Origin of the sequence: Coleofasciculus sp. (assembly GCF_046539235.1) — a bacterium.
Classification (GTDB): domain Bacteria; phylum Cyanobacteriota; class Cyanobacteriia; order Cyanobacteriales; family Coleofasciculaceae; genus Coleofasciculus.
This window is the reverse complement of record NZ_JBKHHI010000217.1, coordinates 1-11,068: the sequence shown is the minus strand read 5'-3', so window position 1 is coordinate 11,068 and position 11,068 is coordinate 1. Positions and strand designations below refer to the sequence as shown.

Below are 11,068 nucleotides of genomic sequence, written 5' to 3'. Positions count from 1 at the left end.
GAAGTCGGGGTTCTCGTCTCGTCTTTAACTTTAATCCTATTTTTGTTTTTTGTTTAACCCCATTTTCCTGGCGGCATCATGGTAGGTTTTCAACGCTTTAGCACCTGCATTACCTGACTGTTTTGCCTGAGGTGATTTTTCCGAATCCTCTGAATCGCCTGTAGCTTTTTTCAGGGCTTCGGTATGAGCAATTCCTTGTTTTGCCCGATCCGCTTCAGTCAGTTGAATTGCATGTTTATCGGCAACAATGTTTGAGCCAAATTTACTAGCATAAACTTGGGTGAATTCTGCACCGATAAAGAGAATTTGGGCTGAATAGTAAACCCAAGCCAGAAAAATCACTAACGAACCCGCAGCGCCGTAGGTTGACGCAAAACTCCCCCGCCCTAAATACATGCCAATTAAAGTCTTACCAATTGTAAAAAGTATGGCAGTGATAATCGCACCAATCCAGACATCACTCCAGCTAATTTTAACATCCGGGAGAAACTTGTACATCATCGCAAATAGCAGCGTAATTACGCCCAGGGAAAGCACCCAATTTAATAGAGACCAGAGGAATCCTACTCCCAAAAGTACATCACTGGCATAATTACTCAATGCCGATAACGCTGCACTGACAATCAGAGAAACTAAGAGTAAAAAGCCAATCCCCAGTACAACAGAAAAGGACAATAACCGTTTCTGTAAAAAACCTTTAAGAGGTCGTCCCGGTTTCGGTTGTACTCCCCAAACGGTATTCAAAGCATCTTGCAGTTGAGCGAAGACTCCCGATGCACCAAACAGCAGCACAATAATACTGATAATTGAGGCAATATTGCTAATATTCGGTCGATTAGCATTTTGAATCGCCGTTTCAATCACCTTAGCCCCCTCAGTACCTACCAAACCTTGAATTTGCTGAACAATTTCCCCCCGTGCGGCTTCCGGACCAAAAATCGAACCCGCGATCGCGATCGCGATAATCAATAACGGTGCGAGAGAAAATACCGTGTAATAGGCTAAGGCGGCGGCTAACCGTGACGCTTTATCCTCTTGCCATTCTTGAATCGTTTCCTTGAACAGTTCTCCAACAACCTTAAAATTCATCACCAATAACTCCGCGAGGGCTTTCCTATATCACATTTCAACCATCAATTGTTAATCTTTATAAGATTTTGAGTATTTAAGCGCACCCCCCCAAAGTTATAAATTTAGACCTATACTAGATGGCATTCTGCCTAACTTTGGCAATCTCCAATGATCTTGCTCAACCATGGATTTTAGTCAAGAGATACTTAATAAGCTGGACTCAATCGTTAACACCTGGGTGGAAGCGGTTCGTCAAGATGGGGAACTTGAGAGTACCAAGGAACTGACCTAAGTTAGTATAACCTGATAGATGTGGGGTGTAAGTAGTGGGACGCCATTCATGAGGATAAGCGAATAGGGAACGGGAAACAGTAAGCTGTCATGCATTTAAATTGGGTATTAGTAGCGAGCAAGATGCAAAGCCTGCGGCATGGCTTCACTAAACGCACTACATACAAGGATTTCGCCATTATTGACATTAAGGTTTAAATGCCTAACAGCTTAACCAGGCATTTGCTGAAGGTTTGATTCGTCAATGAAACTTTGAATAGGCTTCAAAACGATGCTTGAGTTTATTGGCAAAAACGGCGACAATCACCGCTGCAACTGCCAATAAAACTGCGCCCATTTCCATCCCAGAATCATCGCTCAAAATTGCCAACGCTGCCCAAACAATGGCGACGCCTACACCCCATTTTTCCACGCGCTGAGTTACCTGATAGGCTCGGTTACAAGACCCACAAATTTCAGTATGCCAAAATGACGGCTTCACTGACATTTTATTAAACTGATTTTCAGGTTTATTTTCCATACCTTTCGAGGTTAGATAACCGCGATAATAGGGCAAAGACGCCCCAACCCGATCCAGCCATTTGCGATATTCCATGGCAAATGTGTCACAGGTCGGAAGGGGGGAATAAATCTGTTTCACAGGTTGTCCCAACCGTTCAACTTCATTCTGCTGTCCGACAAGCTGCGCTAAATCCTCTGCGATAATTTTATTCTGTCTTAAATGAATCCACCATCTCGGCATCAGCTTAACTGGTTGAGTGGCAAAGTTACGATAACTGCGAGTAAGAATACGACATCTCCCTTTGCCTAAAGGGAAGAAATAAAATGCCTGCCCCAAAAACCAACCTTTCTCAGGAATAGGAAAATTTAGATGGGCTAAACTGGGAGCCAAAAAATCTAAATTTCTCCAGGTTGAGTTGGGTGTTGTGGTGTCCCGAAACCTGCCGCGAAACCCCTGAACTGAACTCTCAATGATTTCCATTTCCAAGGGTTGAGCTTTGGCTCGATCGCCCTGATTCCCCTGATGGGTAATATGAATATGAGCCGGATCTAACATGTGTTCGATCACATAGCTGATATCACAAGGCAGTTCCGTTAGTTTGTCGGAATGGACAAATCCGGGCTGGTTCAGTTTGGGAATGGTGGGAATAGTTTGTTCATCCGCCAACTCAGCCGCACCGGGCCAAATCCAAATCATGCCTTGGCGTTCGACAACTTTATGCGATCGCACGCCAGCATTCACAGGTATTGTCCCATCAGCCGATAACTGGGGAATATGCAAACATTTACCCTGATGACCAAATTGCCATCCGTGGTACAAGCACTCAAGTTTACCGTCAATCATCTGCCCATCGGATAGTTTAGCCGCACGATGGGGACAGCGATCGGTTAAACAAATCAATTCCTCTTGGTGTTGGAATAAAACGAACGGTTCATCATACAACGAAAAACTATAGGGGCGATCTTTGGGAAAATCTTGGCGGAAACAGACAGGATACCAACAATTTCTCCAGTTAAATTTGGACTCAAATTTTGGATCAGATAAGGGATTCGTTGATTGGGCTGAGTCAGGTTGATGAGGAGCAACGGTCATAGTTAAGACTAAAATGAATTCTTACTGAGCGTGTGGATGAATATTATATAAGGATATTACACAACAATTAAATTAACGTGAACGGTGAAGAACTCGCTGCCCTTGAAAAGCAAGCTACGTCATTTGTGATAATTGAGCGGTTAGGTCAGGGCGGGTTTAGTTATATCAGGGTGAAAACGAAACGTTAGGGGTAAAACCCGCCCCTACAACAGACGTTCCACCGGAACGTCTCTACAATTTCTCCCCCATCTTCCCCATCTTCCCCATCTCCCCCATCGAGATTTTGCCGCTAACTGTCCAAACGGCTCCAGGACAAGGTATGCTGAAAGACTGATAGTGTCATGCTTGCCTTATGCCTGTGCTGAACTCTGCCCCAGCAACCAATTTTCCCCTAACGGCTGTCGTGGGGCAAGAAGCGATTAAATTAGCGCTGCTGTTGGCGGCGGTTGATCCCGGATTAGGCGGAGTGGCGATCGCGGGACGACGGGGAACGGCTAAATCTGTGATGGCACGCGCCCTTCACGCCCTACTGCCGCCCATTGAAGTAGTCAAGGGTTCCATTTCTAATTGTCATCCCAATTATCCGCAAGAATGGGATGATCAACTTTTAGCCCAAGGCGTTGAACCTGATAGCGTGGAGACGGAAATTATCCCCGCCCCATTTGTGCAAATCCCACTGGGGACAACCGAAGATCGCCTCTTGGGTTCCGTGGATGTGGAGAAATCAGTCCAACAAGGGGAACCTGTGTTTCAACCTGGACTCTTGGCACAGGCACATCGGGGGGTGTTATATATTGATGAAATCAACCTCCTGGATGACCAAATCGCCAACCAACTGTTAAGCGTTCTCACCGACGGGCGCAACCAAGTTGAACGGGAGGGGATGAGTTTTCAGCATCCCTGCAAACCTTTATTAATCGCCACCTATAACCCCGACGAAGGACCCCTACGAGAGCATTTACTCGATAGAATTGCCATAACCCTCTCTGCCGATGGGGTATTGACACTGGATCAGCGAGTGCAAGCCGTCGAAGGTGCGATCGCATATACAACTTCACCCCAAGCCTTTCTCAGTCAATATAACGAAGACATCGATAACCTGAAAACTGATATTATCCTGGCACGGGAATGGCTCAAAGAAGTCCAAATTACATCTGACCAAATTGCTTATCTGGTCGAAGAAGCCCTGCGCGGTGGTGTCCAAGGACATCGGGCGGAACTCTTTGCTGTGCGCGTCGCCAAAGCCTCAGCCGCCCTAGATGGGCGTCAGACGGTCAGTGCTGACGATTTGAAACGCGCCGTGGAATTGGTAATTGTCCCCCGTTCTACCATCGTCCAGACCCCACCAGAGGAACCGCCACCGCCACCTCCACCCCCACCGCCCCAAGACGAGTCGTCTCAAGATCAAGACGAACCGGAGGATAAAGAAGAAGACGACGACAACCAAGAGGAACCGGAACCGGAACAAGAACCCCCCAGTGTCCCCGAAGAATTCGTCTTTGATACCGAGGGAGTTGTTCTCGACCCCAGTGTCCTCTACTTCGCTCAGATGGCGCAGCGGCAAGGAAAATCGGGAACTCGCAGTATTATCTTTTCTGACGATCGCGGGCGATATGTCAAGCCGATGTTACCCAAAGGTGCAGTCAAACGCATCGCCGTTGATGCCACATTACGGGCGGCTGCACCCTATCAAAAAGCCCGCCGGGAACGCCAGCCGCACCGTAAGGTTATCGTCGAATCGGGAGATATGCGTTCCAAACGCCTCGCCCGGAAAGCTGGGGCGTTGGTCGTATTTTTGGTAGATGCGTCGGGTTCTATGGCACTCAACCGGATGCAGTCGGCGAAGGGTGCAGTGATGCAACTTTTGACCGAAGCCTATCAAAATCGTGATCAAGTGTCCCTGATTCCCTTTCGCGGCGAACAAGCTGAGGTGTTATTACCGCCTACTCGTTCCATCGCCTTGGCGCGGGGGCGATTAGATCGGTTACCTTGTGGTGGCGGTTCCCCCTTGGCACATGGGTTAACCCAGGCGGTGCGCGTCGGTACGAATGCCAAAATGTCGGGCGATATCGGTCAGGTAGTGATTGTGGCGATTACCGATGGACGCGGGAATATTCCCTTAGCCCGTTCCCTCGGTGAACCGCTACCCGAAGGTGAAAAGCCGGATATTAAAGGGGAATTATTGGATATTGCGGCAAGAATTCGGGCAATGGGGATTCAGTTATTGGTGATTGATACCGAAAACAAGTTTGTCTCCACAGGGTTTGCCAAGGAGTTGGCAAAGCAAGCTGGGGGGAAATATTACCATTTACCCAAAGCCACAGATAAAGCCATTGCGTCAATGACGAAGAATGCGATCGCGGATATGAAATCAGGGTAATTGTGCAATGTAGGGTGGGCATTGCCCACCTTAAGTGCGATCGCGCTAACCCCACACCCGACGCAAATTCAACACAAAACCCGGTAAGACTTCCTCACCGGATAACTCAGCCGGATTTGACAATATTTCTATTTTTAAACCGACTCGATACACTTCTACTGTTCTATTTTGGGGATCGATTAACCAACCCAGTTTAGCCCCATTATCCATATACTCCTGCATTTTCTCTTGCAGCGACTTCAGAGTATCCGACTGCGATCGTAACTCCACCACAAAATCCGGGCAAATATTGGCAAAGGTTCCCTTTTGTTCATCCGTCAGTGCATCCCAACTTTCTTGACTAATCCAACAAGCATCCGGGGCACGAGTAGCACCATTGGGTAAAATGAAAGCCGTTGAGGAATCAAACGCCTCGCCCGGTTCATCTGCATTTCGCCACCATATATACAACTCTCCAGAAATACTCCAATTCCGTTTGCCAGTTCGCCAACCTGTGGGTGGATTCACAATTAATTCCCCTTTTGCCGTTCTCTCCAGTTGTAATTCTCTATTGCACTCGGCTAGGGCTGTAAACTGTTCTGGAGTGACATATAGCTTAATGGTTTTTGGTAACTCAAGTAACAGAGTTTCGGTTTCCGGTTTTGCTGGTGTCTGTACCATTTTGACCTCTCCTGTCATAGAGATTAGCGATCTAGGCAGTTAAAAAATCGGTTTATGACTCAAATTTTCATGTCTTTCCTAAAATTAGGTTGAGAAACCAAGTTTTTAGTTCTATTCACCTATATTAGCCGATCGCACTTTCCGAGATTATCAACTGTTAAAACGCGATTATTTATATTATCCATTTGTGTTGGTGCGTTACGCGGGGAACACAATTCACTAGAGTTTCCCCTAAATTATTGCCGAGCTAACGCACGATGGCGGACTGACACACCTTAATTGATGAATTAGAATCACGCCCCGAAACCGTAGGGGCGCATAGCGTGCGCCCGATTCAATGGTAAAATCTATTCCACAATTTTAGCTGTGCCATGCCACTACTGGCGTGACCCACCTAAAATAGGACTTTGTTTGTAGTGAGAACTTTAGTTCTCTAACGCCTATCTGGAGAGGGCTGAAGCCCTCACTACGAACCCAATCTATTGCACCAAATTAGCTGCTGCCAACAGCCATGGCGAATCTATTAATTATCGAATCAGGCGGTAAGATCAAAAAACTCAAATCCATTCTCGGTGCTGGCTGGACGGTTAAAGCCAGTATGGGTCATGTGCGGGAATTAGCGGATGATGGTCAAGATTCTCTAGGGTTTGATTTGGATGGTTCCCAGGTTCACTGTCGCTATGTTCCCCGGAGTAGTCAAGCTAAGAAAATCTTATCGGAGTTGCGTGGTGCTATTCGCCAAGCTGACCGAATTTACCTGGGGACTGACCCCGATAGAGAAGGGGAAACGATTGGTTGGCATTTGACCCAAGAATTGCGATTGAAGAATCCGTTACGGGTGACCTATACCGAGATTACCAAAGCCGCCGTCGATCGCGCGATCGCACATCCGAAAACCCTTGATTCTAATTTAGTCGCCGCCGGACGGGCTAGGGATTGTTTGGATAAGTTGGTGGGATATAAGGGGAGTCGATTAGTCTGGCGTTTGAATAACGGCTGCAAGTCCATGGGACGAGTGCAGAGTGCGACGCTGCATCTATTGGTGAAGCGAGAACAAGAGATTCTGGCATTTAAACCCCAGGATTATTGGGTCGTCTGGGTTGAGTATCAGGAGGGATTTAAGGCTGTTTACGCAGGTCGAACTTACCCGCAAACGACACAACGGCGGAATTCGAGGGATAAAAATAAGACTCAACCCGATGATGCGGGTGAGGAAACTCCAGTATCGGAAGGGAAGCGGGTACTCTCTCAGGAAGAAGCGGATCAATTAGTCACGATAGCACGTTCTCATTCTCATCATGTTGTCACAGTAGAAGGAAAAACCGTTAAACAATCTCCCCCCGCCGCATTTATAACTTCTACGCTTCAACAAGCTGCTGGCGCAAAACTCAAGCTGAATCCGGAAGTGACGATGAAAATTGCCCAAAGCCTCTATGAAGCTGGGCATATTACCTACATGCGGACGGATTCCGTGGCGTTGTCTCCAGAGTTTTGTCAGGCGGCAAAACAGTGGCTTTTACAGCATGACCCAGATAATGTACCCTCTAGGGTAGCCGCCCATCGCTCCAAATCCGGGGCGCAAGAAGCCCATGAAGCCATTCGTCCGACCCATGTTGAACGTATACCAGAACAATTATCAGTTCAACTGACTAGGGATGAGGCAAAGCTGTATGATTTAATTTGGAATCGCGCGATCGCAACTCAATGCTGTCAAGCTCAATTATCCAAAACTCGGATTGTCACCCAATCGGGGGATGTATTCTGGGAAGCCAGGGGACAGGTGTTACTCGTACCCGGTTATACTCGCTATTGGAATAATATCGCCGCCGATTCCCAATTACCACAAGTACAGCCAGGACAACTGCTTACTTTAGATAACGCAGGTGCGGATAAGAAACAGACGCAGCCACCCCCCCGTTACACTGAACCCAAACTGGTGCAGGCGATGGAACGTTCGGGGATTGGTCGCCCTAGCACCTATGCACCGACAATTAAGACTCTCAAAGCGCGTAATTATGTTCAGTTAAGTAAAGGGAAATTGCAGCCAACCCAACTGGGGATGGAACTGGATGCATTTTTGGCACAGGTATTACCGGATTTAATTCAGCCAGAGTTTACCGCTAAGATGGAATCGGACTTGGATGCGATCGCGTCTGGGAAATTGGATTGGGAGTGTTATTTAACCGGGTGGAATCGAGATTATTTTGCTCCGGCGCTCAACTCGGCATTTTCCCAAGTCCCAGAGATAGCCAGTCAAACTCAGTCTACCCCGAAAGGTGAATCGAAACGGCGTCCGAGAACGGAACTCACGGATTATTCCTGTCCTAAATGTCAGCATCAGATGACCAAGGTGTTTTCTACATCTAAGAAGCTGAAAGCGGATCATTTCCTCAGTTGCGATAACCGTCAGGGGGGATGTGGGGCGGTAATGTTTTGGAATGGAAAGGCTGGGGAGTATGAGTTACCCCGTTCGGAACGTCCTGTAGCCGCCAAACCAGCCCAGCCAGCTAACTTAACCGAGTATGCTTGTCCCAAGTGTGGTAAGCCGTTGGAGTTGTATGAATATGAGAAAGAGGGTCAAGCTAAAAAGATGTTGCGTTGTGCAAATCCCAAGTCTCGCCAGGGAAAATGTAAAAATGTGGCTTATTTTTGGACGAAAAAGGGGACGTTTTGGAGTCCCAAGCTTGGCGAGGTGAAAAAGTGATGGATAAGTGCGTGGACAGGGTGGTTTCGGCTTCGCTCAACCAGCCCCTCCAGGGAAGTCGAAACCAACCCAAGCCCAGTAATGATGAGGACTGAAATGATGAGTTTTGTCCACTTCACTGCAACCTTCCTAGAACTAGAGATTGTCTCCCCAGTGTGGAGACAATTCCAACCAAGACCAAGCCAGTTAAATATTTTAATCTGCTTGTCACCCCTTCAGCCCTGAGCGACCAATACTTTGAGTAGCATTGACTTCCCCAGCTTCCTCAGCTCCCCCTCACTGCAACACTTATTCAGCAGCCCCTATTGATGGATTGGTGCGACAACCAGTAGGTGTTTTTTCAGAGGAGTCACAATTTGAGGTTGTATTCTTTATCCAGTCAAGGTTTACCGCCTCTTTTGGATTTAAGGGGTTGTCGCAATGGCTCAAAGGTATATTCAGAAAGGATTTGATAGTTTTTTGTTGGCGGGGGTTGTCAAAACCGAGGGCTGAAATGCTAGAGTTAGAGGAGGTTGTCGCAATCGAACATTGAAAACCAAATACAGTAAGCGTTTCAGAGGTCGGCAGTCGAAATCCTCTATAATCCCTATCAGGGATTGAAACAGAGCTTAAACGAGCTAATGAAGAATTTGAAAGGAGTCGAAATCCTCTATAATCCCTATCAGGGATTGAAACTAATAAAAACACAAAAAGAAACTTAGACCCCAGTTTAAGTCGAAATCCTCTATAATCCCTATCAGGGATTGAAACAAGTGCGATCGCGCCTTAAGACGCGGTATCCTATGTCGAAATCCTCTATAATCCCTATTAAGCTGTCATGCATTTAAATTGGGTATTAGTAGCGAGCAAGATGCAAAGCCTGCGGCATGGCTTCGCTAAACGCACTACAAGGCTTTCGCCATTATTGACATTAAGGTTTAAATGCCGAACAGCTTAGGGATTGAAACAAAACGTTATATGGGCTTGGTAACCAAGCCCCTACGCTAGGAATTCCCCTGAATCTCTTCTATCAGGGAGAATTCTACGGCTGCCCCAACTCCCTACCCCTACCCCTACAGGTATTTAACTTCCGCTCAACATAGTGCGTAATCGTCCCGGAAGAGGCTGATTACCCGTCCCCGAATCGTGATGACGCAGCAGCTTTAACAACGGTTCTGGTACAGTGGCGCTAAGATCAATTTGCAACTGGGGACCCGAAAGGGCAAGTCGAATAATCGTTTCATTTTGAATCTCCAGTTCCGTAATCGGTTGACCGTCCTTATACGTCCCATTGTTACCAAAGTTAATCAATTTCCATCGGTTCCCCATACGCCGCAATTCCAGATGGTAACGCGAGACAACCGAACTTCGCAGCACAATATGGTTATCCGCACAGCGCCCTATTTTAATAATCGGTTGATCGGTAAAATGCCATTGTTGAATGGGTACACTATGGGACGGGGATCGCAGTGATACCGTAACAACATTTGGAGCAAGATTTACGCCTGACAAAGATTTATGAATCAATTGATGCACCTCTAAAAATCAAAACTTGATAGTTAGTTTATTGGGCTTACTATTTCTACAAGCCCACACTCTACTCCTAAGAGTCAGTGTGTAAAGTTATCCCTTTAATCATGACACGCCTCAGACGAATCATATAGTGCGATTCACGTCTAGGACATGACTGGACGAGGAAATGTGACCAGAAATCCTAGATATTCCGTACTTTCCCCGAATCTCCCGCCAACTAGGGAGTTTTGCCTAGAGAGTATGCGATCGCACGCAATAGCCGGATCGCTGTTGGTTATCACCTTAACACTATACCTAACTCACAATTGAGTTAAGATGCCCAGTCTCACTTGATAGCTGATAACTTCAGTTTACAGAATCTGACCCAGTTTTTCACACCGTATTATTACGGAGCAAGTCCAAACCGCTATACGAGTGAATGTCCCGATGCTAGAATACCCATTCAATCATTGAAATTGATGGAATAATTTCCCATTAATTGTAGCACAAGCTACCCAATCATCCCCTCGCCAGGGAGAGTTAGGGAGGGGTCTGACCCCCCAGTTCAGTGACTCCCAGTATCATAATTTTAACTCTGATATAAATTAATAATAACCTAACCCGAATGGCACGTTCTTGAAGCCGAAACTGGCTAACTTGGATACCAGAAAATGATCCGGTTGGTTAACTCACTAGGGAAAAGACCCCTCCCATGCATGTCAACTTAAGGAGATGGGTAAATTAGGGGAAAAGAAAGTTCTACATTAGACTGCAACTTTATATCACCCACTCACGCCATCGCCCCCTTCCGTATAAGTAAATCATTGAACCCGTTTTAACGGGTTTAAGCTTTTAGCCCCAACTTGAGTTGAGGGCT

Annotated in this window: 6 protein-coding genes; 2 read left to right on the top strand and 4 right to left on the bottom strand. The window is 46.8% G+C overall.

The window, feature by feature from the left end; translation table 11 throughout:
• Positions 1-36: 36 nt before the first annotated feature.
• Positions 37-1,089: a YihY/virulence factor BrkB family protein gene (locus ACLFWI_RS18370; RefSeq protein WP_446414114.1), complete on the bottom strand. Its 1,053-nt coding sequence runs from the start codon at positions 1,087-1,089 to the stop codon at positions 37-39.
• Between the two features lie 514 nt (positions 1,090-1,603).
• Positions 1,604-2,956 carry an aromatic ring-hydroxylating dioxygenase subunit alpha gene (locus ACLFWI_RS18365; protein WP_446414113.1) on the bottom strand — a complete coding sequence of 451 codons (1,353 nt, stop codon included), beginning with the start codon at positions 2,954-2,956 and terminating at the stop codon, positions 1,604-1,606.
• 352 nt (positions 2,957-3,308) lie between these two features.
• Here ACLFWI_RS18365 and bchD point away from each other — a divergent pair, with 352 nt between their 5' ends.
• Entirely contained in the window at positions 3,309-5,336 is a 2,028-nt protein-coding gene (gene bchD, locus ACLFWI_RS18360; RefSeq protein ID WP_446414112.1) for a magnesium chelatase ATPase subunit D, read from the top strand.
• Between the two features lie 45 nt (positions 5,337-5,381).
• On the opposite strand, the gene ACLFWI_RS18355 is transcribed toward bchD, so the two are convergent.
• Complete coding sequence (locus ACLFWI_RS18355) at positions 5,382-5,996, bottom strand: Uma2 family endonuclease (protein ID WP_446414111.1); 615 nt, start codon at positions 5,994-5,996, stop codon at positions 5,382-5,384.
• A 511-nt stretch (positions 5,997-6,507) separates the two neighbouring features.
• Between ACLFWI_RS18355 and topA the strand changes: the two genes are divergently transcribed.
• Entirely contained in the window at positions 6,508-8,700 is a 2,193-nt protein-coding gene (gene topA, locus ACLFWI_RS18350) for a type I DNA topoisomerase (RefSeq protein WP_446414110.1), read from the top strand.
• 1,062 nt (positions 8,701-9,762) lie between these two features.
• Here the strand turns inward: topA and ACLFWI_RS18345 are convergent.
• A complete protein-coding gene (locus ACLFWI_RS18345) occupies positions 9,763-10,206 on the bottom strand; it encodes an FHA domain-containing protein (protein WP_446414109.1) in 444 nt (147 codons plus the stop codon).
• Positions 10,207-11,068: the final 862 nt, after the last annotated feature.

Excerpts from the sequence above, each read along its gene's own strand:
- ACLFWI_RS18370 (WP_446414114.1), bottom strand. The coding sequence starts at position 1,089 with ATGAATTTTAAGGTTGTTGGAGAACTGTTCAAGGAAACGATTCAAGAA.
- ACLFWI_RS18365 (WP_446414113.1), bottom strand. The coding sequence starts at position 2,956 with ATGACCGTTGCTCCTCATCAACCTGACTCAGCCCAATCAACGAATCCC.
- bchD (WP_446414112.1), top strand. The coding sequence starts at position 3,309 with ATGCCTGTGCTGAACTCTGCCCCAGCAACCAATTTTCCCCTAACGGCT.
- ACLFWI_RS18355 (WP_446414111.1), bottom strand. The coding sequence starts at position 5,996 with ATGGTACAGACACCAGCAAAACCGGAAACCGAAACTCTGTTACTTGAG.
- topA (WP_446414110.1), top strand. The coding sequence starts at position 6,508 with ATGGCGAATCTATTAATTATCGAATCAGGCGGTAAGATCAAAAAACTC.